We start from the raw sequence: 24,136 nt of genomic DNA on the forward strand, positions 1-24,136 counted from the left end.
ATCGACGGGTGCACAGCCTCGAACTCCTGCTCGACCCGGCCTCCGACGGAGCCGTCCGTGACGAATGGCGCGTGCTGTCCGCGGCGGGCCTCCCGTCGCAGGGCGACCACGGCGGGACGTCGAACGCGCCGCACGTCACCCTGGTGGCACGACCCGACCTCGACCCGGCCGCCGACCCGCGCCTCCTGCCCCTCTCGGAGGCGCTGCCGATGCCCGCCGAGCTCGGCGGGCTGCTGCTCTTCGGGTCGCCCCCGCGCGGGCTCGTGCTCGTGCGACCCGTGGTCGTGACGGGAGAACTGCTGGACCTCCACGCCCGGGTGCACGAGAGCCTGGGAGGCGCGGGGGACGTCCCGCACACCACGCCCGGTCGGTGGACCCCCCACGTCACCCTCGCGTCACGCCTCACGCCCGACCAGGTGGCCCGGGCCCTCGACGCCCTCTCCGAGGCCGGCGTCCCGTCGACCCGGCCGGTCGTGCTGTCCCGGCTGCGGCGCTGGGACCCGGGCGCGCGGACGATCGTCCCGCTGGGTCCCGTCGCCGCGGACGGGGAGGCGCATGAGAGGGACGGCGCCGAGCGCTGACCCCGGACGTCAGGCGAGCGGACGCGAGGCCGCCTCGAGCGACGCCAGGTCGCCCTCGGTCAACTCGACCCGGGCGGCGTCGAGCAGGCCCTCGAGCTGGCGGGGGGTCCGGGCGCTGCCGAGTGCGCCGATGACGTTGTCGCGGGAGGCGAGCCACGCGACGGCCACGGCGCCCGGCTCGACGTCGAGACGCTCGGCGATCTCGACGACGACCTCGAGGGTGCCCTGGTTCTGCGGCGTGACGTAGCTGAGGGCCCGGCTGCCCCGGGGAGAGTCACCGCGGCCGGCCTCGTGACGGTACTTGCCCGTCAGGAACCCGCTCGCCAGGGACGAGTGCGGCAACACGGCGAGGTCGTAGTGGTCCACGATGGCGGCGACGTCGTGCTCGTACTCGCCCCGTCGCACCAGGTTGTACGCGACCTGGACCAAACGGAACGGGTGGAGTCCGTCGCGATCCGCGATCGCGAGGGCCTGCCGGAGGCGCGCGCCGGTGTAGTTGGACGCCCCGGCGCAGAGGATCTTGCCCTCGTCGACGAGCTCGCTGAGCGCGCCCACGGTCTCGTCCAGCGGTGTCTCGTCGTCGTCGAAGTGCGTGAAGTAGAAGTCGACGTGGTCGGTGCGCAGACGGCGCAGCGACGCCTCGACCGCCGCACGGATGCTGACGCGCGACAGGCCGGGGGTGTCGGGGTGCTGCCCGCACTTGGTGCTCAGCACCACCCGGTCGCGGTTGCCCGGTCGGGCGAGCCACCGGCCGATGATGGCCTCGGACTCGCCCCCGGAGTTGCCCGGCAGCCACGCCGAGTAGACGTCGGCCGTGTCGACGACGCGGCCGCCGTCGTCGGCGAACAGGTCGAGCACCTCGAGGGCGGTGGGGGCGCCGACCGTCCAGCCGAAGACGTTGGTTCCGAGCGCGAGCGGGAACGGCCGGGTGCCGGCGGGCAGGTCGGCCGTCACGAGATCGGTCGCAGGGTTCAGGATCGTGCCAATCGTGTCGCGGGTGTTCGTCCCGGAGGTCCCCCTCCGGGCTGTCCTGACCACGACCGTAGCCGATGCCGCGTCGGGGGCCTGCCGTATCGTGGCCTCATGTCCACACGAGATCCGGCCGAGACCGACACGCTGACCCCGACCGCCCCCCTCGAGGGCACCGCGACGACCGCCGACCAGGGCCACGAGTGGTGGCGCACCGCCGTCATCTACCAGGTCTACCCGCGGTCGTTCGCCGACGGCGACGGCGACGGCGTCGGCGACCTCCCCGGCATCACGTCGCGACTCGACGCCCTCGGCGAGCTCGGCGTCGACGCCGTCTGGCTGTCGCCCTTCTACACTTCGCCCCAGCGCGACGCGGGCTACGACGTGGCCGACTACCGCGACGTCGACCCGCTGTTCGGCACCTTGGACGACTTCGACGCCCTCCGCGCCCGGGCCACCGAGCTGGGCCTGCGGGTCATCGTCGACGTGGTGCCGAACCACACCTCGAGCGACCACGCGTGGTTCCGCGAGGCCCTCGCCTCGCCGGCCGGTTCGGCCGCCCGCGGTCGGTACCTGTTCCGTGACGGCCGCGGCCCCGACGGCGAGCTGCCGCCGAACAACTGGCAGTCGGTCTTCGGCGGCCCGGCGTGGTCCCGCGTGACCGAGGCCGACGGCCGACCGGGCCAGTGGTACCTGCACCTGTTCGACTCGTCGCAACCCGACCTCGACTGGACGAACCGCCGCGTGCGCGACGAGTTCGTCGACGTGCTGCGCTTCTGGCTCGACCGCGGCGTCGACGGGTTCCGGGTCGACGTCGCTCACGGCATGGTCAAGGCCGAGGGCCTGCCCGACTACACGCCCCCCGCCGAGTCCGGCAGCATGGGCGGTGGCCAGGGCGAGTCCGCTCCCCCGCCCTACTGGGGCCAGGAGGGCGTCCACGAGATCTACCGCGAGTGGCACACCGTCCTCGCCGAGTACCCGGGCGACCGGGTGCTCGTCGCCGAGGCCTGGGTCGAACCGCTCTCGCGTCTGGCCGACTGGGTGCGCCCCGACGAGATGCACCAGGCGTTCAACTTCGCCTACCTCGAGACCGGGTGGTCCGCCCCGGCCGTCCGCGAGGTCGTCGACGCGTCCCTCCAGACCTTCTCGAGCGTCGGAGCCCCCAGCACCTGGGTCATGAGCAACCACGACGTCGTCCGGCACGCCAGTCGGCTCGCCCTGACGGCCGAGAACCCGCAGGGGTACGGCATCGGGCCGAAGAGCGAGGGGCTGCCCGTCCCCGAGCTCGGGTTGGCCAGGGCGCGAGCCGCATCGGCGCTCATGTTGGCCCTCCCCGGCAGCGCGTACCTCTACCAGGGCGAAGAACTCGGCCTGCCCGAGGCCATCGACCTGCCCGACGACTCCCGGCAGGACCCCACGTGGTTCCGCACGGACGGGGAGCGCTACGGCCGGGACGGCTGCCGCGTGCCGTTGCCCTGGTCCGCGACCGAGCCGGCCTTCGGGTTCAACGCGACGGGCGCCTCCTGGTTGCCCCAACCCGCGGACTGGTCGACGTACGCCCGGGACGAGCAGCGGGGTGTCGCCGGGTCGACGCTCGAGCTCTACACGCGGGCGCTCCGCCTCCGTGCGGAGCACGAGCTGGGTACGGGCACGCTGACCTGGCTCGAGGGCTTCGGGCCCGAGGTGGTCGCGTTCCGCAGCCAGGGGGTCACCGTCGTGGCCAACATGGGCGACGTCCCCGTCGAGCTCCCCGTGGGCGAGGTCCTGCTGGCCACCATGGTCGTCGACGGGCCGGCCCTGCCGGCGAACGCGACGGTCTGGCTCGCCACCACGTCGTAGCGGCGACGACGACGGAAGAGCCCCACCTGGCGACAGGTGGGGCTCTTCTCGTGCGTGCCGCGCGGACGCGGGACCACGGCTCAGTTCGTGTTGGCCTGGAGCCAGGGATAGGGGTCGACGGGCACGCCGCCGATCACGATCTCGAAGTGCAGGTGGGCCCCGGTGCTGTTGCCCGTGCTGCCGACCTTGCCGATGATGGTGCCGACCGTGACGGTGTCGCCCTCGCGGACCTCGACCGAACCGGTCTGCATGTGCGCGTAGACGCTGGTGACCTTCTGGCCGTTGACGACGTGGTCGATCCAGACGTTGTTGCCCAGGGCACCCGAGGGGCCGTCGACCTTGCTGACGACGCCGTCGGCGATCGCCTGGATCGGCGAGCCGGCACCGGGGACGAAGTCGAGACCCTGGTGGAACGTCGAGCAGAAGCCGCAGTTGGCCACCTGGCGGGCGCCGAAGCCGCTGCTGATCGGCACGCCCGTCTGGAACGGCCACTGGACCGTGCCGTCGACGTCGTTCGAGAACGTGCTGGCACTCGTCGAGGCGTACTCGGAGACGGCCTTCATCTCGGTGACCGAGTAACCGTCGCGCGAGACGCCGGCCGTGCCGTCGGCCGAGGGTGCGGTCGCCGTGTAGCTCTGGGAGTCGGCGGCCTTCTTGGCGGCCGTCTGCGTGGGGGTGTCGACGAAGAAGGCGTTGGCGGGCACCGAGGTGGCCACGAGCATGGACGCGGCGAAGAGCATGGCTCCGACGACCGTGACGCGCTTGGTGGTGCGTCGGAAGGTCGCCCCGGCGGTGCGGGGCGCGCGGACGGGCGCCTCGAGGCGAGCCGCGGGGCGCTGTGCGCGGGCCTTCGCGGTGCGCCCGGCAGCTGCGGGACGGGTGCCGGAGTCCGCACCGAGACGAGCGGCTCGTCGCGGCGAGACGTGCTCGGTCGCCGCGGACGGGCCAGTCGCGGGTCGGGCCTCGGCGGCGGGCTCGGCGACCACGCGGGCCGCAGTGCTCGTAGCGGCGGCAGCCGTCGTGGTGGCGGAGGTCGTGGTGGCGGAGGTCGTGGGGGCGGCGGAGGCCGTCGTCGTCACGGGCCGGGCCGCGCGGCGTTCGGCCTCACGCGCTTCGCGACGGGTGAGGTAGACGGGGGCGTCGGCCACGACGGGGACGGTCGGAGCGACACTCGGCGAACCGGTGCCCGTGAGGTCGTCGGTGGCGCGACGCGACGGGGTTCCGTCGCCGTCGGGCTCGGCGATCTGCTGGTACTTCGTCACGTGTGATGGGTCCTCGGGGTGATCGGGATCGGACGGTGGGTGCACCGTCGTCTTCACGGCCGTCACTGGTGATCGTGGCGCGAGCTGCGCAGGACCTTCGGAAGGAGCCCTGGCGGAGTGCGTCACGCGATGATCACGGATCAATAACGACCTCTCCAGGGTAGCCGGTCGATGAACGAATGGCTACCCGCATTCGGGTGTCGATGTCGATATGTATCGTTGACCTACGATATGACAACTCGAACGCTGCATGTTCATATCTCGCAGCGAGGGTGCTCAGGTCAGATCCCTGCCTCGACGACCAGGGCGGCGAGGTCCTGGGCGATGGCAGGGGCCGCGACGAAGGTCAGCGACTCGCTGGGCGCCTGCCCGAGCTCCCCGCGGACGACGGCGCCTGCTTCGGCGGCCACGAGCGCGCCCGCCGCGTGGTCCCACGGTTTGAGTCCTCGCTCGACGTAGGCGTCGACCCGTCCTGCGGCGACGGCGCAGAGGTCGAGCGAGGCCGCCCCCAGGCGCCTCAGGTCGCGAACGCGCCCCATCACCCGGACCAGCGCCTCCGCGTGCTCGACCCGACGTGCGGCGTCGTACGAGAACCCGGTGGCCAGCAGGGACGACTCGAGGGAAGCCGGAGCGTTCACCTCGAGGCGACGACCGTCCAGCCACGCGCCGCCGCCGACCGACGCGGTGAAGGCCTCGCCCGACGTCGGGTTGACGACCGCCGCGGCGAGGGTGCGCCAGGTGAGCGGGTCGGGACCGCCCTCGACGACGGCGATGCTCACGGCCCACTGCGGGATGCCGTAGAGGAAGTTGACGGTCCCGTCGATGGGGTCCACGACCCAGGTGAGACCGGTGGTGGAGTCGTCGGGTTCGCCCTCTTCTCCGAAGAAGCCGTCCCCGGGTCGCAGCGCGGCCAGACGGCCTCGGACGTACGTCTCGACCTCTCGGTCGGTGTGCGTCACGACGTCGACGGCGCTGCTCTTGGTGTCGGCGACCACGACCCCCTCGGAGCGGCGGAGGGCCGCGAGCTCGGCGGCCTCACCCGCGACGGCGACGGCGATCTCGAGCAGCTCGGCGGGGGTCGGGGTGACGGACACGGGTCCTCCTGTGGGGGTGGGTGGCCCGGTAACGCAAGAACGGACTCGACGAGCGAGTCCGTTCTTGAGGGGCAACCGTGGCAAGTGAGGGATTCGAACCCCCGAAGGCTACGCCGGCTGATTTACAGTCAGATCCCTTTGGCCGCTTGGGTAACTTGCCATGCACGCCCAGCCCGTGTGATCACCGACCGGAGGCGCCAGACAAATATACAGCCTCGGGAGCCCCCTCACGACCACTCGCCCTCAGGGCCGCGCCGCGCGGGCCGCGGGCCCGCGATGGACCGCGTGGACAGGTGGACTACTGGACGGCGGAGGTGAGGCGGGCGACGTTGTCGAGGACCTTCGAGCGGAAGGGCCGCACGAGCCAGTCGTCGAGGAACAGTTCGCGGCTCGAGGCGCGGTAGGTCTGCTCGACCTCGCGCAGCCGTTCGACGAACTCGCGTCCACGCACCATGACCGAGATCTCGAGGTTGAGGCTGAACGACCGCATGTCCATGTTGCTGGAGCCGATGACCGCGACCTCGTCGTCGATCGAGAAGTGCTTGGCGTGCAGGACGGTCGGCGAGCGGTACAGGAAGATGCGGACCCCCGACCGCAGCAGGGCCTCGTAGTAGGAACGCTGCGCGTGGTAGACCACCGGCTGGTCGCCGATCTCGCTGACGAAGAGCTGCACCTCGAGCCCGCGCTGGGCCGCGGTCGTCACGGCGTAGAGCATCGACTCGTCGGGCACGAAGTAGGGGCTGGTGATGATGATGCGCTCCTGCGCGCTGTAGAGCAGCGAGTTGAACAACCGCAGGTTGTTCTCGCCGTCGAAGCCCGGCCCGCTCGGCACCACCTGACAGTCGATCGTCTCGAGCCGGTCGGCCGTGTGCACGGGGTCGGTCTCGCGGAGCAGCAACTCGTCGGTCTCGCTGTACCAGTCGGTGACGAACAGCGCGTTGATGCCGGCGACGATGGGGCCCTCGAAGCGGACCATGAAGTCCTTCCACTCGAGGCCTCGGCGCTTGTTCTTGCGTTTCTGGTAGCTCTTGTCGACCATGTTCTGCGAGCCCGTGAAGGCCACCCGACCGTCGATCACGAGGAGCTTGCGGTGGTTGCGCAGATCGGGCCGCTGGTACTTGCCCCGCAGCGGCAGCACGGGCAGCATGAGCTGCCACTCCACGCCCATCGCGTCCAACCGCCGTTGGGCCTTGCGGTACCCCGGGTACCCGCGACTGGCGATGTGGTCCATCAGCAGACGGACCGTGACACCCCGTCGACGGGCGTTCTCGAGCGCCAGGAAGAACGGCTCGGTCGTGCGGTCGAGGCTCGTGATGTAGAACTCGGCGTGGACGTAGCGGTGGGCCCCGTCAACCGCCTCGACCATCGCCGCCATGGATTCGTCGTAGTCGGTGTGCATCTCACCGGTGTTGCCTCCGACGAGCGGCATCGCACCGAGCGTGCGGTTGAGTTCGACCACCGAGTCGAGCCAGGCCGGCCACGGGTGGTCGCGCTTGACGCGCTCCATGCCCTCGGTCGTCTCGATGATGTACTTGTTGATCTCGGTCTGCTTCTCACGACGACGCGCGGGCAGCTTGGTGCTGCCGATCAACAAGAAGAGGACGAACCCGACGTACGGGATCAGGAAGATCGCGAGCAACCACGCGGTGGCCGTCTGGGGCCGCCTGTTGATCGGGACGTAGACGATCGCGAACACCCGGATGGCGATGTCGAGCACGATGCCGAGAACGGCGATCGTCGGCGCCACCCAGGCGGGTTCGACCATGGACGGGACCTCGGAGCCGTGAGCCGCGGGTGACTAGCGGAAGTTGACGAACTGCAGGTCGACGTCGAGGTCGGCCTTCTTCAACAGCGCCATGGTCGCCTGCAGATCGTCACGGCTCTTGGACTGCACGCGCAGTTCGTCGCCCTGGATCTGGCTCTTCACGCTCTTCGGGCCCTCGTCGCGGATGATCTTGCCGATCTTCTTCGCCGCGTCCTGCTCGATGCCCTGCTTGAGGGACGCCTCGATGCGGTACTCCTTGCCGCTGGCGAAGGGCTCGCCGACGTCGAGGTGCTTGAGGCTGATGCTGCGCTTGATGAACTTCGACTCGAGCACGTCGAGCACGGCCTTGACGCGTTCTTCGGTGGCGGCCTTGAGCAGCAGCTTCTCGCCGCTCCAGTCGACCGAAGCACCGACACCCTTGAAGTCGTAGCGCTGCTCGATCTCTTTCTGCGCCTGGTGGAGGGCGTTGTCGGCCTCCATCTTGTCGACCTTGCTGACCACGTCGAAGGAACTGTCTGCCATGGGGACCACCATACCGACGACCGACGAGGTCGGTGACGACCGCGCGCCTCCTCGGTTCCACCGTCGAGGGGAGCCGAGGAGGCGCGCTACGGGCGACCGAGGACGTCAGGCGGGCGTCGACTCCGTCTCGACGGCGCGCGAGACGCGCACCATCTCGTCACGCTCCACGACCTTGACCCGGGCACGCTCGTGCTCGTGGGCCCCGCCGAGGGCGATCTCGTGCCCGTCGAGACGGTGCCAGCCCTCGAGGTCGGTGTACTCGACGCCGCGCTGCTCGAGCAGGGCCGGGATGGCCTCGTCGGACGGGTCGACCGGCTGCCACCAGCTGGCCTGGTCGTTGATGAGGTGCTTGACGGTCTCCATCGCGTCGCTCTTGGTGTGCCCGATGAGGCCGACGGGGCCGCGCTTGATCCAGCCGGTGGCGTAGACGCCGGGGACGATCTGGTTGTCGTCGTCCATCACCTGGCCCTCGTGGTTCGGGATCACGCCACGACGCTCGTCGAACGGGATGCCGTCGAGCGGAGAGCCGAAGTAGCCGACCGCGCGGTAGATGGCCTGGATCGGCACGTCGCGGAGCTCGCCCGTGCCCTCGACGCCGCCCTGCCCGTCGGGCCGGGTGCGCTCGTACCGGAAGGCCGCGACGCGACCGTCGGCGTCGCCGACGACCTCGACGGGCTTGGCGTAGAAGTGCAGGTGCAGGCGACGCGACGCCGTCCCGACCTCGCGCTGGCGCCACTGGTTCAGCACCTTGTCGATGACGAACACCTGCTTGTTGGTGGCGATGGCCGTCTTGGACGCCTCGTCGTGATCGAAGTCCTCGTCGTAGACGATCATGTCGACGTCACGCACCTCGCCCAGCTCGCGCAGCTCGAGCGGCGTGAACTTGACCTGCGCCGGGCCCCGGCGTCCGAAGACGTGCACGTCGGTGATCGAGGACTGCTTGAGGCCCGCGTAGACGTTGTCGGGGATCTCGGTGGGCAGCAGGTCGTCGGCGTGCTTGGCCAGGATGCGGGACACGTCGAGGGCGACGTTGCCGACGCCGACGACGGCGACCGACGTCGCGTCGAGCGGCCAGGTGCGGGGGAAGTCGGGGTGACCGTCGAACCAGCTGACGAAGTCGGCCGCGCCGTAGCTGCCCTCGAGGTCGATGCCGGGGATGTCGAGGTCGGCGTCCTTGATGGCACCGGTCGAGAAGATGACGGCGTTGTAGTGCTTGCGCAGGTCGTCGAGCCCGATGTCGACGCCGTAGCGGACGTTGCCGAAGACCCTGATGTCGCCGCTGTCGAGCACGTCGCGCAGCGCGTTGACGATGCCCTTGATGCGGGGGTGGTCGGGGGCGACGCCGTAGCGCACGAGACCGTAGGGGGCCGGCAGCTGCTCGAAGAGGTCGATCGAGACGTCGAAGGCCTTCTCGGCCTTCGCGAGGATGTCGGCGGCGTAGATGCCGGCCGGTCCGGCGCCGACGATGGCCAGTCGCAAGGTGGTCACGGGTTCTCCCTAGATCTGGGGTGGCTCGGCGGGGCCGGCCGGTTGGACGATGGTGCTCGAGGACGAGACGGACGAGGAGGCGCGGCGCCGGTCAGGCGGACCGCTCGACCACGCGGTCGGCGAAGCGGGTGAGCGCCTTCTTCACGGGCCCGTCGGGCAGCGGGGACAGGGCGTCGAGGGCCTCGCGGGCCCACCGGTGAGCCTCGACCCGGGTGCGTTCGGTGACCTCGTGCTGACGGACGCGTCGGACCAGGTCGGCGAACTCGTCGTCGAGGTGGGCCGTCGCGTCGGCGAGCGACGCCGACGTGCCGCCCTCGAGGTTCGGTTCACCGCTCGACCCGTGGGCCGCGGCACGCGTGGCGTCGACGATGCGGTCGATCTCGGACAACAGCGACGACGCCTCGAGGTCGGCCTGCGCCAGCTGCCGCAGGTACAGCACCGGGAGCGTGACGACGCCGGCCCGCAGGTCGGTGCCGGCCTTCTTGCCGGTCTCGGCGGGCTGGTCGGACAGGTCGATGACGTCGTCGATCAGCTGGAAGGCGATGCCGATCTTCTCACCGAACTCGGCGACGGGGGCGAGGTACTCACGCGGTGCCCCGCTGAACATGACGCCGGCGCGGGCGGCGGTCGAGATGAGCGACCCCGTCTTGTCGGCGAGCACGTCGATGTAGTGGGCGATCGGGTCGTCGCCTTCTCGTGGGCCGACCGTCTCGTGGAGCTGACCGAGGCAGAGCCGTTCGAAGGTCTCGGCCTGGAGCAGGATGGCCTCTTGGCCGAGCCCCGACACGATGGTGCTGGCCCGGGCGAACAGCAGGTCGCCGGCGAGGATCGCGACGTTGTTGCCCCACACCGTCTGGGCACTGGGGACGCCGCGACGCATCTGCGCCTCGTCCATGACGTCGTCGTGGTAGAGCGAGGCGAGGTGGGTGATCTCGGTGGCCTGCGCCGAGGCGACGATCCCGGGGGTCGCGCCGTCGCCCAGCTGGGCGATGAGCAGCGTCAGCGTCGGCCGGACGCGCTTGCCGCCGGCCGCGAGGAGGTAGCGCGTCGTGGCGTCGGCGATGTCGTCGGCGAAGGCGATCTCGCGCAGCAACCCCTCTTCGACGAGCTCGAGCCCGTCGTCGACCGCGGCCACGAAACGACGCTCGGTCGGCGTGGCGAACAGCTTCTCGCCGAGGCCGAGCGAACGACCCAGCGAGTTGCGCTGCGCAGGAGGGGCGCCGGCGTTCACGACGTGGCCCGCTTCGACCGCGAGGAGGAGCGCGCGGCGCCCGACGCCGGCTTGCGACCCCGGTGCAGGGCGACGATGCCGAAGCTGAGGTCGCGGTGGGCGACGCGGGTGAACCCGGCGCCGCGGATCCACTGGCTGAGGACCTGCTGCTCCGGCCACTGCTCGATGGACTCGGCCAGGTACGAGTAGGCCGGGCCGTTGCTGCTGGTGACCTTGGCGACGAGGGGCATGCCGTACTTGAGGTAGGCCCGGTAGGCGGCGCGCAGGAGACCGAACGGCGGAGTGGAGAACTCGCAGACGACGAGGCGGCCACCGGGCTTGAGCACGCGGTTCATCTCGGCCAGCGCGACCTTGGGCCGGTTCACGTTGCGCAGCCCGAACGAGATGGTGACGGCGTCGAACGTGTCGTCGTCGAAGGGCAGCGACTCGGCGTTGCCCTCGACGAACTCGAGCTCGGGGTGGCGTTCGCGGCCGACCTCGACCATGCCCTTCGAGAAGTCGAGGGCGACGACCTCGGCACCCCGCTGCGCGATGGCCGCCGAGCTGGTGCCCGTGCCGGCTGCGATGTCGAGGACCTTGTCGGCCGGACCGGCACCGATCGCCTTCACGGTGGCGATGCGCCACAGGACGGCGTTGCCCGCCGAGAGCACGTCGTTCGTGCGGTCGTAATGGCGCGCGACGCCGTCGAACATCGAGGCGACCTCGTCGGGTTGCTTGTTCATGTCGGCCTTGGTCACGATGGTGGATCCTACCGTCAAGCACTGGGGGTGTCCCGAGTAGGGTCGACGAGTGAAGTCCCCCGCGTCCCGCGCTCCGTCACTCGCCGTCCGCACCACGCGAATCGACCACGTCAGCCCGTTGCTCGACGTCGTCGACCGGGCGCGTCCGCTGGTCTTCGTCCGCGGCGGGGCGGGCATGGCGGGCGTCGGCGAGGCCCTCCGTCTCGAGTTCTCCGGGCCCGACCGCATGACCGAGGCCGCCGACGCCTGGCGTGCCGTGGCGGCCGCCGCCACGGTGCACGACGAGGTCGGCGTGCCCGGTACCGGGTTGGTCGCGTTCGGCTCGTTCGCGTTCGACGACGAGTCCGCCGAGACGAGCGTGCTGATCGTCCCGAGCATCGTCATCGGACGGCGCGACGGGGTCGCCTGGATCACGAGGGTGGACGACGCCGAGCTGCCCGCGGGGAAGCCGGTCGGCGCCTCCGTCCGCCTCTCGCTGGCCGACGGCGCCCTCGACGCCGGCGGCTACGCGACGGCCGTGGCCCGGGCCGTCGACGCCATCGGCGCCGGTCGGGTCAGCAAGGTCGTGCTCGCACGCGACCTCGTGGGCACGTTGCCCCCCGAGGCCGACCTGCGCCTCGTCGCCGCCACCCTGCTCACCGCGTACCCCGACTGCTACGCCTTCGCCGTCGACGGACTGATCGGGGCCAGCCCCGAGACGCTCGTCAAGTCCGAACGGGGCGAGGTGTCGGCCCGGGTCCTCGCCGGAAGCGCGGCCCGTGGCGTCGACGCGGCCACCGACGAGCAGGCCGCCCTCGCCCTGGCGACGTCTCCGAAGGACCTCGACGAACACGCCTTCGCCCTGCGCAGCCTGTTGCTGTCGCTCGGACCGCACGCCCGGGACGTCGTGACGGGCGAACAGCCCTTCACCCTGCGCCTCCCCAACCTCTGGCACCTGGCCAGCGACGTGCGGGGCCGCCTGACCGACGGGTCGAGCTCGCTCGACCTCATCGCCTCGCTGCACCCGACGGCGGCCGTCGCCGGCACCCCGACGCAGGAGGCGCTGGCCCTGATCCGAGAACTCGAACCGTTCGACCGTGGTCGCTACGCGGGGCCCGTCGGCTGGGTCGGTGCCGACGGCGACGGCGAGTGGGCCATCGCCCTCCGGTGTGCCCAGGTCGACCGGGACGGCTCGGTGAGGGCGTTCGCGGGGGCCGGCGTCGTCGCCGAGTCCGTGCCCGAGAGGGAGGTGGCCGAGACGGCCATGAAGTTCCGCCCCGTGGTCGACGCCTTCAGCCGATGACCGCGCCCGCCCCCGCGACGACGTGGTCGCGTCCGGTCGCCCTCGTCGTGGCGGCCGCGTTCTTCATGGAGAACCTCGACGCCACCATCCTGTCGACGGCGACCGCCACGATCGCGACCGACTTCGGCGTCCAGCCCGCGCAGCTCGGACTCGCCGTGACCGGCTACCTCGTCGCCGTGGCGGCGTTCATCCCGCTGGGCGCCTGGCTCGCCGAACGCTGGGGCGCCCGCCGCGTGTTCCTCGCGGCCGTCGTGCTCTTCGTCCTCGCCTCGGTCGCCTGTGCCGCGAGCACCGACCTGGTCGCCCTCACGACCTCCCGGGTCGTGCAGGGCTTCGCGGGCAGCATGATGGTGCCGATCGGCCGACTGATCGTCCTCCGCAGCACCGAGAAGTCCGAGCTGATCCGGGCGATCGCCTACCTCACCTGGCCCGCGCTCGTGGCTCCGGTCGTCGCGCCGCTGCTCGGAGGACTGCTCACCGAGCACCTCGGCTGGCAGTGGGTGTTCCTGGTCAACGTCCCGGTCGGCCTCGCGCTGCTCGTGGTCGCCTGGAGGGTCGTCCCCTCCCCCGAGGTCGGTGACCGCCAGCCTCTCGACCTGGTCGGTCTGGTGCTCGTGGCGGGATCGATCGTGGCACTGGTGCTGGCGTTCGAGCTGCTCGGCGAGCCCACGACGCTCGTGCCGGGCGTGCTGTTGGCCGTCCTGGCGGTGGTGCTCGGCCTCGTGGCCGTGCGGTGGTTCCGTCGGGCGGCGCACCCGTTGCTCGACCTCACGGCCTTCCGCATCGGGTCGTTCCGCGTGACGAACCTCAGCGGATCGCTCTACCGGGCCGTCGTGAACGGCATCCCCTTCGTCGTCCCGCTGCTGCTGCAGGACGGTTTCGGCTGGTCGCCGGTCGAGGCGGGACTCATGCTCATGTGGGTGTTCGTCGGCAACCTGGCCGTCAAACCGTTCACGACGCCGCTGCTGAAGCGCTTCCGCGTGGTGCCGATCATCGTCGTCGCGACGGTGGCCCTCGCGGCGACCTTCGTCGCGGCCGCGCTGGTCGGCCCCGACACCTCGCCGGTCGTCGTGGCGGGGGTGCTGCTGCTCAGCGGCGTCTTCCGGTCCGTGGGCTTCACGGCCTACAACACGCTGCAGTTCGCCGACGTCCCGGCCGAGATGATCGGGCCCGCCAACGCCGTCGCGTCCATCACGAGCCAACTCGCCGTGGGGCTCGGCGTCGCCGCGACGGCGCTGGCCGTCCGCGTGGCCGACCTCGCGATCTCGACCGACGGCCCGGCACCCGCGGCGTCCGGGTACCAGGCCGCGTTGATCGTGCTGGCCGTGCTGGCCCTGCTCAGCCTCATCGAGGGGCTGCGGCTGCCCAAGGGGACCGGCGACGCGTTGCGGAGCCGCGCCTCCTGACGTCCGGTCAGCGACCGCAGACGGCCAGCGGGACCTCGTTGGCGGCCCCCAGCACCGCCGGTCCCCCGACGAGGACGACCTCGAAGACGCGGGCGTCGAGCACGGCTCGCTCCGTCGCCGGCGGGACACAGTCTCGCTCGCTCAGGACGAGCGAGGCACCTTCGCGGGCGGCGACCGCACCCGCGACCAGCGCATCGGCGAATCCCCGTCCGCTCGCCACGAAGATCGTCTCGGAGTCACCACCGACGAGTGCGGCGGCCGTCTCGTAGCGATCGACTCCGGCGCGACGCTCGGTGACGAGAGAGGGCTCCTGCTCGACGAGACTGGCTTCGTACGCCCGGGAGATGCTCGCCGTCCCGCCGACGAGGATGGCCCGGGCCTTGCCCAGCTCGACCATCAGGGCCCTCGTCGGAGCGTCGGCGGCCGACTGAGCACCTCGGACGAGGACGACCGGGGCGTCGTCCCGATGAGCGGCAGGACCTGCGGCCAGGGCATCCGGGAACACCTCACCCGTGGCGAGGTAGATCCTCTCGCCGGTCGACGAGCCGAGGAACGAGTGACGCGCCACCAGGCGCGAGGTCTCGTAGCGGTCCGCTCCACCGAGCCTCGTGATCACCGGTTGCCACGAGGCCAGCTGCTCGTAGACCTGGGCGGAGACCGCGGCCGGCCCACCCACGACCACGATGCGCTCGGGGGCGAGGTGCTCGATGACCGCCACGGTGGCTGCGGGGAGGGCATCCCGGTCGGTCATCGCGAGGGCCCCGCCCTCGTGGGCTGCCGCAGGGCCCGCGCTGAGCGCGTCCGGGAAGTTCAGCCCGTTCGCGACGTAGAGGACGGGGACCCGAGGCGTGGCACCGTTCGTGGAAGGAAAGCCCCAGGGCGACGACAGGACCGCTGCTCCGGTGCCGAACCGGTCGTCCCCGGCCACTCGTGTCGTCGTGAAGGTCCGTTCGGTGAGGACGACGTCGAGACCGGTGATCTTTTGTCCGGGACCGATGACGATGTCCTCGGCATCGGCGAACCGCCGACCCGCCGGCCAGTACAGGTCGTCGTGGACCCTCGATGACTGCGAGGACCCGTCTCCGAAGCTCAGGCGATAGGTGCCCGGGCGCAGGAGGGGGAACTCCCAGCGACCGTCCTCGCTCGCCGTGGACTCGGAGCCCTCGTCCTTGTAACCACCGGTGGTGGGGTTCTTCCACCAGATCGTCACGCGGGCGTACGGCAGCGGCACCGTCCTCCCGTCGACGACCGCCGACACCTGGCCCGACAGGAGCTGGGACAGGATGAGCGGGAGATCGCCGACCGAGGCCGCCGACCCGTCGGCGGGAACGTCCACCCAGAATCGAGGGGACCCATAACGGTACGGACCGGGATACGGCGCTTCGAGCGTGACGTACCACCGGCCCGGCGTGACTCCGGTGAACGCGAAGGTCCCGTCGGGCCGACGCTCGAGCGAGGGGACCGGAACCTCGTCCGGGGTGGTCCCGGGTGAAACGGCCGTCAACCGACCGGCGGACGACGGCACCATCGAACCGTCGGCCGTCTGCGCCGTGACCCGACCGGTGATGCTCCCGATCGGCGTCGTGCCGAGCGGGGCGGCGCCGGCCGGGGTGACGACGAGCCAGGACGCGACGACGGCGACGACGAGAGCGAGGGAGAAGACCACCGCGGTAGGACCGCCACGGAGGGGCGAGATGACGAGCATGAGGCATTGTCAGGGACCGGGGGACCCGTGAGCAACACGCGTACCCCGAACCGTACCGTTCGACGACCGGCGATCGCCGGAGGCACCTGAGCGGACGCGTCCGACCCGAGCGGACTGTCCCCCGCTACGACGTCGCGAGCTTCGTCTTCTCGAGCTCGACGTCGAACTGCGCGACGGGCCAGTCGAGCCCGCGCGACGCGAGGGCGTCGATCAGCAGCTTCTGGACGGCGACCCGGGCGTACCACTTGCGATCGGCCGGCACGACGAACCACGGGGCGGTCCCGGTCGACGTGCGACGGATGGCCGTCTCGTAGGCGTCTTGGTAGTCGTTCCAGACGAGACGCTCCTCGAGGTCGCCGGGGTTGTACTTCCAGTGCTTGTCGGGGCGGTCGAGGCGGTCCGCGAGGCGTTCCTTCTGCTCGTCGGACGAGATGTGCAGCATCACCTTGACCAGCGTGGTGCCGTTCGCGACGAGCTCGTCCTCGAACTCGACGATGTCGGCGTACCGCTGTTCGATGTCCTCGGGCGGCGCGAGGCGGCGCACCTTGCCGATCAGCACGTCCTCGTAGTGCGAGCGGTCGAAGACCCCGATCATGCCGGGGCCGGGCAGCTCGCGCCGCACCCGCCACAGGAAGTCGTGCGCGAGCTCGTCGGGCGTCGGCGACTTGAAGGCATGGTGCGCGACGCCCTGGGGGTCGACGGCGCCCACGACGTGCCGGACGATGCCGCCCTTGCCGGCGGTGTCCATCGCCTGCAGGACCAACAGCACGTTGCCGGTGCTGCCCCCGCTCCGGCTCTGCGCGAACATCTTCTCCTGGAGCTCGCTCAGGGTCTCGCGACCCGACTCGAGCGCCTGCTGTGCATACGCCTTGTCACCCGCGAAGCCCGGGGTGGACGAGGTGTCGACGTCGGCGAGCACGAAGCCCTCACCGGCTCGGAGGGACTGGGAGGGCGGGGTCGTCCACGTCTTGGCCATGCCCTCGACCCTACGACCGAGCGACCCGATCCGCCCTGGCGTGGCGCGGACGCTCAGCGGGAGAGGGGCACCTCGATCAGAACCGGCCCGTCGTACCGGGCGACGAGGGCCTGGTCGAGCTCCGCCCGCGTGGCCGCCTCGACGTACTGCCAGCCGTAGGCCACGGCGAGTGCCGAGAGGTCGACCTCGTGAGGGGTGAACTGCACACGGGTCATCGCCTCGGGCGACGCGGTGGCCGCGACCTCGAGCCCGTCGAAGATGGTGCCGCCGCCGTCGTTGCCGACGACCACCTGCAACCGGGGCCTGGTCTCGCCGAGGCCGAGGAGCATCGAACCGACGTCGTGCAGCAAGGTCAGGTCGCCGACGAGCACCCGGGTGGTGCCGGCTGCGGGGTCGTCACGCTGGCTGGCGAGGGCGATGCCGGTGGCCGTGGCGATCGTGCCGTCGATGCCGGCCAGCCCACGGTTGGCGTGCACGGGGATCTTCTTGCCCGGCACGATCTGGTCGAGTTCGCGGATGAGCCTCGACGCACCCAACACGAGGCGGTCGTGTGGCCAGCTGACGCGCCACAGAGCCTCGGCGAGGGCGCGGCGCGTCACCGGCCGCCGCAGCAGCTGCACCTCGCGACGCAGGAACTCGGCCTGTTCGGCCGCCTCGGTGCGACCGGCCGAGCCCTCGGCCGTCCCGTCGGCCCCGGGACCGTCGGCCGCGTCCTCGGACTCGGCCTCGGCCTCGGCCTCGGCCTCGAGCAGGCGACGACCCGTGTGGACCCAGCGCCCGACCCACGTGCGATGAGCGGCGTCGTCGGTCGAACCGACCCCCGAGGAGGCGCGGTCCACCTCGACGGCCTCGACCACGCGCGCGGAGCGACCCGGGTCGTAGGCTTCGGCCCCCGCCGCACGGACGACCACGACCTCGACCCCGCCACGGGTGAGCAGCGAGGGGATCTGACGGCTGAGGGTCGGGTGCCCGAAGACCACCACCCGACGGACGCGGCCGCCGAAGTCGGCGTCGTCGAGCAGGGCACGGTACGACGAGACGAGGTGCGGCCCGAAACGGGCCCCGCTCGAGACCTCGGCCACGAGCGGGGCACCCAGTGCCCGGGCAGCGGCCTCGGCCTCGGGGCCGGCGGCGTGCCCGGCGACGACGAGGGTCGCGGGGTCGACGTCGACCTCGAGCGCGGATGGTGCCACGAGCGGCGCGACCTCGACCGGCGCGGGGTGGGCGGCGGGCAGCGACTGCTCGCCCGACGACAGGGGCTCGCGGAACGCGACGTTGAGCTGGACCGGGCCGCGCGAACGCCCGAGGGCACCGTGGGAGTCGCCGCCGAGGGCCTCGGCGACGGCCTCGCGCGCGAGCGTGCGGACGGCCTCGTGGTCGACCGGACCGGAGCGGGGAGCCTCGACGTCGCGCACCCACCCGACGGCGCTCGCGAAGAGACCCGGTTGCACCGTCGTCTGGTTCGAGCCGATCCCGCGCATCTCGGAGGGACGGTCGGCGCTCACGACGATCATGGGCACACCCGAGTGGTGCGCCTCGAGCACGGCGGGGTGGAGGTTCGCCACGGCGGTGCCCGACGTGGTGATCACGACGCTCGGGACGCCCGTCTCGGCGGCGAGACCCAACGCCAGGAATCCGCCCGAACGCTCGTCGATGCGCACGTGGACCGACAACCGACCGGCGATCTCGAACTCGGCGGCCGCGAGGGCCAGGGCCTGGCTTCGGGACCCAGGGCTGAGCACCACGTCGCGGACACCCGCGTCGGCGAGGGACGCGAGCAGCGACAGGGCGTACTCGGTCGACGGACTGGTCACTTACTGCTTGCCGGTCTTGTCGTCGTTGTCGAGGTCGAGCAGCTCTTGCTCGAGGCGACGGATGCGCTCGTCGGTCGTCTCGCGGTCGAGGTCGCTCCTCGTGCGCCAGGACGTCCCCGAGAACTCGGGGTCGTCGTCGGGTGCGATGGTGCGCGTCGCGGCGGGGCGGCCGCTCTTGCGCGCCCGCCCGAGCACGAACCACAGCACCGCGCCGATGACGGGGAGGAGGACGATGATGACGGCCCAGAGGGGCTTGTTGAGGGCCCGGAACCGTGAGGCGTCGGCGAACAGGCAGTCGATGAGCGCGAAGATGACGAATGCCGCCGCGGCGACGATGCCCACGATGAAGAGCCTGACCATGGACCGAGCCTAGTTCTCGATCCGGTGCAACGCCTGATGGTCGGTCGGCCGTTGCGGAGCTGTGACGTACGGCGCGAGGCGGTGCCGCACCGCGCCTCCTCGGCCCGTCGGATCGCGGCCGCACGGCCCGTCCGCCGCGGGGCGGGCGCACACCTCACGGACCGTAGACTCCTCGTCGTGAAACCCTGGCTCAAGTACTCGATCGTCCGCCTCGGCCTGTTCGCGGTCGTGCTGGGCCTGCTGCTGGTGCTGAGGTTCGACCCCTTCTGGGCCACGCTGATCGCGGCGGTCGTCGGCTTCTGCGTCTCGTACCTGTTCTTCGCGCCGCTGCGCCGGAAGGTCGCGCTCGACCTCGCCGACCGCCGGTCGCGCCCGGCCAAGCTCGACGACGACTCCGTCGCCGAGGACGAGGCCATCGCCGAGGACGACGGCGAGCGCGCACGCCGCATCGACGGCCAGGCCTGACCGCCCCCGGGCCGCGAGCCCGGGCCGCGAGCCCGGGCCGGACCCTAGAAGAAGAGCGTGGCCGACAAGGCGAGAGCCCAGACCAGGGCCGTCAACGACGACAGCTGCAGGGCGAGGATCAGCTCACGGGGCGTCTTGCCCGTGACGCCGATCACCGCGGCGGGCACCGCGACGATGAGCGTGAAGTAGACGTAGGGCGCGTGCAGGTACAGGAACGCGAAGTACACGAGGATGAAGAACGGCAGCAGCAGGAACAGCGCGTAGAGGGCGCGCGCCACCGGGTCGCCGACGACGACCGCGAGGGTGCGCTTGCCGGCGGCGGTGTCTTGCGGGATGTCGCGCACGTTGTTGATCATCAGGACCGCGCAGGCGAACAGCCCGGCGGCGACCCCCGCCACCCAGGCGTCGAACGGGAACTCGCGCAGCTGTACGAAGGTCGTGCCCACGGTCGCGACGAGCCCGAAGAACACGAAGACGAAGAGCTCGCCCAGGGCGTTGTAGCCGTAGGGCCGTTTGCCGCCGGTGTAGAACCAGGCGGCCACGACCGCGGCGGCGCCGACCGCGAGCAGCCACCAGATCTGGGTGATGACGACGACGACGACACCGGCGACGGCCGCGAGGGCGAAGAACGCCAGCGCCACCTTCAGCACGGTCTTCGGACGGACGCTGCCCGAGCCGGTCAGTCGCGAGGGCCCCACCCGGAAGTCGTCGGTGCCGCGGATGCCGTCCGAGTAGTCGTTCGAGTAGTTGACGCCGATCTGCAGGAACACCGCGACGGCGAGGCAGAGAAGCGCCAGGGTGAGGTCCCAGCCACCGTTCGCCCGGGCGACGCCGGTGCCGAGGGCGACCGGGGCGATGCCCAGCGGCAGGGTGCGCAGGCGGGCACCGCCGATCCAGTCGCCGGCCGTCACGCGACGGACCGGCTGCTTGCCGGGCCGCCCGCCCGGTCGGCCACCGGGGCGGCCGTTGCGCTTGGGGGTCGAGGTCTTCGTCTTCGCCACGTGGTCGAGTCTAGTTCGCAGCCGGCTATCAGCTTGCCGCGAGGCCGGCGACCAGGCGGGTCAGCGCCACCCGGTCTGGCTTGCCGCTCGCGAGCACGGGCACCGCGTCGACCCTGACGATGCGATCGGGTGCCGCGGCTCGACCGGCGGCGGCGGCCACCGCGGATCGCAGGGCCGCCAGGTCGTCGGCGGCCGACGGCGCAGGAGGCGCGGTGTCGGTGACCACGACGGGCACCTCGCCCCACCGGGCGTGCGCCGCGCGGACGACCACGGCGTCGGCGAGCCCCGGCTGCTCGCGCACGACCCGCTCGACGACGCCGAGCGACACCTTCTCGCCACCCGAGACGATCACGTCGTCGAGCCGGCCGCTCACGGTCAGCACCCCGCCGGGCGACACCGTTCCGGCGTCGCCCGTGCGGTACCAGCGCAGGCCGTCGCGCGTGACGAAGGCCGCAGCCGTGCGCTCGGGGTCGTCGAGGTACCCCTCGGCCAGCGACGGCCCGCTCAGCTCGACCTGGCCGTCGACGACCTCGACGCGGGTGCGGCCCACGGGCACGCCGTCGTACACGCACCCGCCACTGGTCTCGCTCGACCCGTAGGTGCGCACGACGGTCACCCCGAGCCGACGGGCCCGTTCGACGAGGGGGCCGGGAGTCGCCTGCCCGCCCACCAGGAGGGCGTCGAAGCGGCGCAGCACGTCGGCCACGCCGGCGTCCTCGTCGGCGGCGTCGAGCGCCGTCGAGAGCTGCGCGGGGACGAGCGACGAGTACCGCAGAGGGTGCTCGAGCCGACCGGCGGCGGCGACGAAGTCGGCGACGTCGAAGTGGCCGGGCGTCAGCAGGGCCGGCTCGGTGCCCGAGGCGATCGAGCGGACGAGCACGTTCAGCCCCGCGACGTAGTGCGCCGGCAGGGCGAGCACCCACTGCCCGGGCCCGGCCAGGGCACCGTCGGCCGCGGCGGCACCGGCGAGCACCGCGTCGGAGGACAGGGCCACGCGCTTCGGGCGTCCGCTCGAGCCGCTGGTCTCGACGACCAGCGACACCGCCTGCGGCACGAGTCCCGGGAGGTCGGCGGGCACACGGTCGTCCGTCCGGGGCGCCACCGCGGGACCCCCCTCGAGCGCGACCCGGAGGGCGTCGAGCACCGCACCGGGCTCACGTGCGTCGACCGCCCGCAGGGTGCGCGTCATCAGTACTGCCAGGGGAAGGGCGACCAGTCGGGAGCACGCTTCTCGAGGAACGAGTCGCGTCCTTCGACGGCCTCGTCGGTGCCGTAGGCGAGGCGGGTCGCCTCGCCCGCGAAGACCTGCTGACCGACGATGCCGTCGTCGGTCGCGTTGAAGGCGAACTTGAGCATGCGGATGGCGGTCGGCGACTTCGTCAGGATGGTGCGCGCCATGGCGAGCGCCTCGCGTTCGAGGTCGACGTGTGGCACGACCCGGTTGACGGCACCCATCTCGTGGGCACGGTCGGCGCTGTACTCCTCTGCCAGGAAGAACACCTCGCGAGCGAACTTCTGCCCGATCTGCTTGGCGAAGTAGGCGCTGCCGTAGCCCGCGTCGAACGACCCCACGTCGGCGTCCGTCTGCTTGAACCGACCGTGTTCGCGACTGGCGATCGTCAGGTCGCAGACGACGTGCAACGAGTGGCCGCCACCGGCCGCCCAACCGGGCACCACGGCGATGACGACCTTGGGCATGAACCGGATGAGCCGCTGCACCTCGAGGATGTGCAGCCGCCCCGCCGACGCCGGGTCGGGCACGTTCGCCTGGTCGCCCTCTGCTTTGTAGCCGTCACGACCGCGGATGCGCTGGTCGCCACCGCTGCAGAACGCCCAGCCCCCGTCCTTCGCGCTGGGACCGTTGCCGGTCAGCAGGACGACCCCGATGCGGCTGTTCATGCGGGCGTCGTCGAGCACCCGGTAGAGCTCGTCGACCGTGTGCGGCCGGAACGCGTTGCGCACCTCGGGGCGGTCGAAGGCCACGCGGGCCACCCGCCCGTCGAGGCTGTGGTGGTAGGTGACGTCGGTCAGGGCGTCGAACCCCTCGACCCCCCGCCACTCGGTCGGATCGAACAGGTCGGACACCTCGGAAGCCATGTCGCCAGCCTAGCGACGGGGTCCGACCTCGCCGCCTGGCGGGGTCAGACCGTCGAGACGAACCGCCCGATCAGCCAGACGAGCACGAACGGGTTCGACAGCGAGCTGAGGACGACCGCGGCCACCCCCCACCAACGGCCGCGGCGCAGGACGGCGGCCATCAGACCGATCACCCCGACGACGACGGAGGCCAACAGGGTGACCAACGCGAGGACGGCGGCCGGGCTCACGGCGTCCGCGGCCAGGAGTCCCAGGGCCACACCGTCGAGTGCGAGCAGCACGACGGCCAGGACGAACGTGACGACGCCGAGGCGTCGGCTGCGCGCAGGGTCGGCCACGTCGTGACCGGGACCGTCGAAGACCCGGAGGCCGTCGGCCTCGGACGAGGCGCGGCCGAGGCCGTCGCGCCCCGGGTCGGAGGGATCGTCGGGTGAGGGCTCCGGTCGTCGGACGGGTTCGGGTTCGCGGTCGACCATGACGCACGACCTTACCGGGGTCCCCGGTGCGACACTGGGCGGATGCCGACCGTCGACCGCGCACCGTCCACGACTCCCCCGCTGCCTCCCCTGGCCGACCTGGTCGAGGGTGCCCACGTCGTCCGTCTCCCCCTCCGCACCCGGTTCCGCGGACTCGACGCACGCGAGGCTCTGCTGGTCGAGGGCCCGTCGGGCTGGACCGAGTTCAGCCCCTTCGTCGAGTACGGACCGGCCGAGGCGGCCGCCTGGCTCGCGGCCACGATCGACTTCGGCTGGGGCCGGCTCCCCGAGGGGGGCGCCCGCCGGGTGGCGGTCAACGCGACCCTGCCGGCCGTCTCCGCCGACCGGGTGCCCGACGTGCTCGCCCGCTACCGCGGCTGCCGGACGGTCAAGGTCAAGGTCGCCGAGCGCGGTCAGACCCTCGCGGACGACATCGCCCGCGTCGCGGCGGCCCGCGACTGGGTCGGCCCCGAGGGGCGCGTCCGCGTCGACGCCAATGGAGGATGGTCCGTCGAGTCGGCCGAGGAGGCGCTGGTCGGCATGGCACCGTACGCCCTGGAGTACGCCGAACAGCCCTGCGCCACGGTGCCCGAGCTCGCCGAGCTGCGACGCCGCGTCTCGGGGTCGGGCGTGCTCGTCGCCGCCGACGAGAGCGTCCGCAAGGCCGACGACCCGCTGGCCGTGGCCCGGGCCGGGGCCGCGGACCTCCTCGTGGTCAAGGCCCAACCGCTCGGCGGCGTCACCGCCGCACTGCGCATCGTCGCGGCGGCCGGGCTGCCCGTCGTCGTGTCGAGCGCCCTCGACACGTCGGTCGGGCTCAGCATGGGGGCGCACCTCGCCGCCGCCGTGCCCGGGCTCCGCCACGACTGCGGGCTCGGCACGGCCGCCCTGCTCGGGGCCGACGTCACGCGTGATCCCCTGCTGCCCGTCTACGGAGAGATCGACGTGCGACGGGTCGAGGTCGACGTCGACCTGCTCCGCCGCCACGCGGTGGACGACGACCGACGCGAGGTGTGGCTGGAGCGGCTGCGCGCCTCCTACGCCGTGCTCGCGGGCTGACGCC

The 24,136-nt window shown here is 71.8% G+C and carries 22 protein-coding genes and 1 tRNA gene; 6 read left to right on the forward strand and 17 right to left on the reverse strand.

The genetic code is table 11. The features are described from left to right. Window positions 1-8 precede the first annotated feature (8 nt). Window positions 9-581, forward strand: a complete 573-nt coding sequence (locus EDF21_RS05345; RefSeq protein WP_056046551.1) for a 2'-5' RNA ligase family protein — start codon at window positions 9-11, stop codon at window positions 579-581. A 9-nt stretch (window positions 582-590) separates the two neighbouring features. Here EDF21_RS05345 and EDF21_RS05350 read toward each other — a convergent pair whose 3' ends face one another. After that, complete coding sequence (locus EDF21_RS05350; RefSeq protein WP_123570522.1) at window positions 591-1,535, reverse strand: aldo/keto reductase; 945 nt, start codon at window positions 1,533-1,535, stop codon at window positions 591-593. A 129-nt stretch (window positions 1,536-1,664) separates the two neighbouring features. On the opposite strand from EDF21_RS05350, the gene EDF21_RS05355 reads away from it, so the two are divergent. Then, the gene (locus tag EDF21_RS05355; protein WP_056046553.1) at window positions 1,665-3,389 is read left to right on the forward strand and encodes a glycoside hydrolase family 13 protein; all 1,725 of its coding nucleotides are present in this window, start codon (window positions 1,665-1,667) and stop codon (window positions 3,387-3,389) included. An 80-nt stretch (window positions 3,390-3,469) separates the two neighbouring features. Here EDF21_RS05355 and EDF21_RS05360 read toward each other — a convergent pair whose 3' ends face one another. The 8 genes from EDF21_RS05360 to ubiE form a co-directional block, all read right to left on the reverse strand. Then, entirely contained in the window at window positions 3,470-4,651 is a 1,182-nt protein-coding gene (locus EDF21_RS05360) for a M23 family metallopeptidase (protein ID WP_148053635.1), read from the reverse strand. A gap of 281 nt (window positions 4,652-4,932) precedes the next feature. Next, the gene (locus EDF21_RS05365) at window positions 4,933-5,745 is read right to left on the reverse strand and encodes an inositol monophosphatase family protein (RefSeq protein ID WP_123570524.1); all 813 of its coding nucleotides are present in this window, start codon (window positions 5,743-5,745) and stop codon (window positions 4,933-4,935) included. A gap of 78 nt (window positions 5,746-5,823) precedes the next feature. Beyond that, window positions 5,824-5,905: transfer RNA gene (locus EDF21_RS05370), tRNA-Tyr, on the reverse strand. Window positions 5,906-6,043: 138 nt separating this feature from the next. Continuing rightward, entirely contained in the window at window positions 6,044-7,510 is a 1,467-nt protein-coding gene (cls, locus tag EDF21_RS05375; RefSeq protein ID WP_123570525.1) for a cardiolipin synthase, read from the reverse strand. A gap of 33 nt (window positions 7,511-7,543) precedes the next feature. Continuing rightward, entirely contained in the window at window positions 7,544-8,032 is a 489-nt protein-coding gene (locus EDF21_RS05380) for a YajQ family cyclic di-GMP-binding protein (RefSeq protein WP_056047782.1), read from the reverse strand. A 105-nt stretch (window positions 8,033-8,137) separates the two neighbouring features. After that, window positions 8,138-9,520 carry an FAD-dependent oxidoreductase gene (locus EDF21_RS05385; protein ID WP_123570526.1) on the reverse strand — a complete coding sequence of 461 codons (1,383 nt, stop codon included), beginning with the start codon at window positions 9,518-9,520 and terminating at the stop codon, window positions 8,138-8,140. A gap of 91 nt (window positions 9,521-9,611) precedes the next feature. Next, a complete protein-coding gene (locus EDF21_RS05390; RefSeq protein WP_056046562.1) occupies window positions 9,612-10,751 on the reverse strand; it encodes a polyprenyl synthetase family protein in 1,140 nt (379 codons plus the stop codon). Beyond that, window positions 10,748-11,488, reverse strand: a complete 741-nt coding sequence (gene ubiE / locus EDF21_RS05395) for a bifunctional demethylmenaquinone methyltransferase/2-methoxy-6-polyprenyl-1,4-benzoquinol methylase UbiE (protein WP_233568365.1) — start codon at window positions 11,486-11,488, stop codon at window positions 10,748-10,750. Before ubiE ends, EDF21_RS05390 begins: the two co-directional genes overlap by 4 nt. A gap of 52 nt (window positions 11,489-11,540) precedes the next feature. Between ubiE and EDF21_RS05400 the strand changes: the two genes are divergently transcribed. Both EDF21_RS05400 and EDF21_RS05405 read left to right on the forward strand, forming a co-directional pair. Beyond that, window positions 11,541-12,773 (forward strand): isochorismate synthase MenF, encoded by a 1,233-nt coding sequence (locus tag EDF21_RS05400; RefSeq protein WP_123570527.1) that lies wholly within the window; start codon window positions 11,541-11,543, stop codon window positions 12,771-12,773. Beyond that, window positions 12,770-14,179, forward strand: a complete 1,410-nt coding sequence (locus EDF21_RS05405) for an MFS transporter (protein ID WP_123570528.1) — start codon at window positions 12,770-12,772, stop codon at window positions 14,177-14,179. Before EDF21_RS05400 ends, EDF21_RS05405 begins: the two co-directional genes overlap by 4 nt. Window positions 14,180-14,186: 7 nt before the next feature. Here the strand turns inward: EDF21_RS05405 and EDF21_RS05410 are convergent, their stop codons facing one another. The 4 genes from EDF21_RS05410 to EDF21_RS05425 all read right to left on the reverse strand — a co-directional run bounded on the left by EDF21_RS05410 (window position 14,187) and on the right by EDF21_RS05425 (window position 19,034). Next, window positions 14,187-15,884, reverse strand: coding sequence for a cell wall-binding repeat-containing protein (locus EDF21_RS05410; protein WP_123570529.1), 1,698 nt, complete (start codon window positions 15,882-15,884; stop codon window positions 14,187-14,189). Window positions 15,885-16,008: 124 nt separating this feature from the next. After that, window positions 16,009-16,860 (reverse strand): PPK2 family polyphosphate kinase, encoded by an 852-nt coding sequence (locus EDF21_RS05415; RefSeq protein ID WP_056046567.1) that lies wholly within the window; start codon window positions 16,858-16,860, stop codon window positions 16,009-16,011. Between the two features lie 53 nt (window positions 16,861-16,913). Continuing rightward, window positions 16,914-18,674, reverse strand: a complete 1,761-nt coding sequence (menD, locus tag EDF21_RS05420; protein ID WP_123570530.1) for a 2-succinyl-5-enolpyruvyl-6-hydroxy-3-cyclohexene-1-carboxylic-acid synthase — start codon at window positions 18,672-18,674, stop codon at window positions 16,914-16,916. Beyond that, complete coding sequence (locus EDF21_RS05425; RefSeq protein WP_123570531.1) at window positions 18,675-19,034, reverse strand: PLD nuclease N-terminal domain-containing protein; 360 nt, start codon at window positions 19,032-19,034, stop codon at window positions 18,675-18,677. It lies immediately after the preceding gene. Window positions 19,035-19,211: 177 nt separating this feature from the next. On the opposite strand from EDF21_RS05425, the gene EDF21_RS05430 reads away from it, so the two are divergent. Beyond that, window positions 19,212-19,499: a DUF4229 domain-containing protein gene (locus tag EDF21_RS05430; RefSeq protein ID WP_056047790.1), complete on the forward strand. Its 288-nt coding sequence runs from the start codon at window positions 19,212-19,214 to the stop codon at window positions 19,497-19,499. A 44-nt stretch (window positions 19,500-19,543) separates the two neighbouring features. Here the strand turns inward: EDF21_RS05430 and EDF21_RS05435 are convergent, their stop codons facing one another. The 4 genes from EDF21_RS05435 to EDF21_RS05450 are packed head-to-tail and all read right to left on the reverse strand — an operon-like array spanning window position 19,544 to window position 23,073. Beyond that, a complete protein-coding gene (locus EDF21_RS05435) occupies window positions 19,544-20,500 on the reverse strand; it encodes a 1,4-dihydroxy-2-naphthoate polyprenyltransferase (protein WP_199736214.1) in 957 nt (318 codons plus the stop codon). Window positions 20,501-20,528: 28 nt separating this feature from the next. After that, window positions 20,529-21,689: an AMP-binding protein gene (locus EDF21_RS05440; protein WP_123570533.1), complete on the reverse strand. Its 1,161-nt coding sequence runs from the start codon at window positions 21,687-21,689 to the stop codon at window positions 20,529-20,531. Beyond that, window positions 21,689-22,597, reverse strand: coding sequence for a 1,4-dihydroxy-2-naphthoyl-CoA synthase (locus EDF21_RS05445; RefSeq protein ID WP_056046577.1), 909 nt, complete (start codon window positions 22,595-22,597; stop codon window positions 21,689-21,691). The genes EDF21_RS05440 and EDF21_RS05445 overlap by 1 nt, the downstream gene beginning before the upstream one ends. Window positions 22,598-22,641: 44 nt before the next feature. After that, entirely contained in the window at window positions 22,642-23,073 is a 432-nt protein-coding gene (locus EDF21_RS05450) for a hypothetical protein (RefSeq protein WP_123570534.1), read from the reverse strand. 42 nt (window positions 23,074-23,115) lie between these two features. Here EDF21_RS05450 and EDF21_RS05455 point away from each other — a divergent pair, with 42 nt between their 5' ends. After that, entirely contained in the window at window positions 23,116-24,132 is a 1,017-nt protein-coding gene (locus tag EDF21_RS05455; RefSeq protein WP_123570535.1) for an o-succinylbenzoate synthase, read from the forward strand. The last annotated feature ends 4 nt before the right edge of the window (window positions 24,133-24,136 follow it).

Source organism: Frigoribacterium sp. PhB118, from assembly GCF_003751725.1.
GTDB lineage: Bacteria > Actinomycetota > Actinomycetes > Actinomycetales > Microbacteriaceae > Frigoribacterium.